Source organism: Nonomuraea composti (assembly GCF_012034275.1).
Lineage (GTDB): Bacteria > Actinomycetota > Actinomycetes > Streptosporangiales > Streptosporangiaceae > Nonomuraea > Nonomuraea composti.
Genome location: NZ_JAATEP010000141.1, coordinates 1 through 1301, shown reverse-complemented (window position 1 = coordinate 1301; position 1301 = coordinate 1). Strand labels below are relative to the sequence as shown.

Here is a 1301-nt window from a genome sequence, read left to right as displayed (position 1 = left end):
CTGGAGTTGCCCCGGTTCGATAGACACATCAGGGCTTGCGACTACGCGGCAGCATAGTCGAGGTCTTGGGCGTTCTTGAGCGCGTGGCGGCGTTCGTATTCGGCCGGGCTGAGCTGGCCGTTGGCGAAGTGGCGGCGACGCGGGTTGTAGAACCCCTCGATGTAACTGAACAGGGCCCGCTCGGCTTCTGGCCTGGTGTGGAAGGTGCGCCGGTCAATCAGCTCGCATTCCAGCGAGGCGAAGAAGCTCTCGGTGATCGCATTGTCGAAGCAGGTCCCGGTTCGGCCCGTCGACGGTAGGACGCCGGCCTGCTCACACCGCTGGCCGAAGGCAACGGAGGTGTATTGACTGCCCTTATCGCTGTGATGAATCACCCCCGCCTCGGGGCGGCGCTGGTGGATCGCCATCGCCAGCGCGTCGGTCACCAGTTCGGTGCGCATATGGTCGGCCATCGCCCAGCCGACGATCCGGCGGGAGAAGACGTCCAGCACCACCGCCAGGTAGACGAAGCCCTGCCAGGTCGGCACGTACGTGATGTCGGCGGTCCAGATGCGGTTCGGCTCAGCCGACACGAACTGGCGTCTGACCAGGTCGGAAGCGGAAGCGGCGCGCCGGTCGGTGATGGTGGTGCGACAGCCCCTGCGCCGGCTCACCCCGGCCAGCCCGGCGGCGCGCATCAGCCGGGCCACCCGCTTGCGGCCCACCCGCTCCCCGTCGAGCTCGCGCAGATCGGCGTGGATACGCGGCGCTCCGTAGATTTCGTCGGAGGCCTGGTGATGCCGCTGAATCTTCTCTGTCAGCTCGGCGTCACGGCGGGCCCGTGCCGATGGGCCACGCCGCAGGCGGGCGGCCCAGGCGTAGTAGCCCTGGCGCGACACACCCAGCACCCGGGCCAGCAGGGAGACCTCGTGGTGGTCCTTCTCCGCATGGATCAGCCGGAACTTCATCTCGGCAGATCCGTCTCCCGCGCGAAGAAAGCCGCGGCCTTGCGCAAGATCTCCTTCTCCTCGCGGAGAATCTTGTTCTCGCGGCGCAGCCGGGCCAGCTCGTCCTTCTCCGCGCTGGTCAGGCCGTCTTGGCGGCGGCCGTCATCGAGGTCGGCCTGGCGCACCCAGGTACGGATCGACTGCGCGGAGGGCTGGAACTCCTTGGCCAGCTCTTCCGGTGTCCGTCCCGCGCGCACCAGTTCCACCATCTGCCGGCGAAACTCCGGCGGATAGTTGTTCGGCACAGCAGACTCCTTCTTCCGGGAACCAGGGTTCCCCAGAGATCAGGTGTCCACCAAACCGGGCTAACTCCAG

Annotated in this window: 1 protein-coding gene; it reads right to left on the bottom strand. The window is 67.3% G+C overall.

The genetic code is table 11. The annotated features are described in order from the left end of the window. Positions 1-41: 41 nt before the first annotated feature. Positions 42-1195 (bottom strand): IS3 family transposase gene (locus HCN51_RS57685; RefSeq protein WP_168022222.1). Its coding sequence is split into 2 segments (ribosomal slippage): positions 42-982 and positions 982-1195, totalling 1155 coding nucleotides; the frame shifts between segments, so codons are not numbered across the junction. Between the last annotated feature and the right edge of the window lie 106 nt (positions 1196-1301).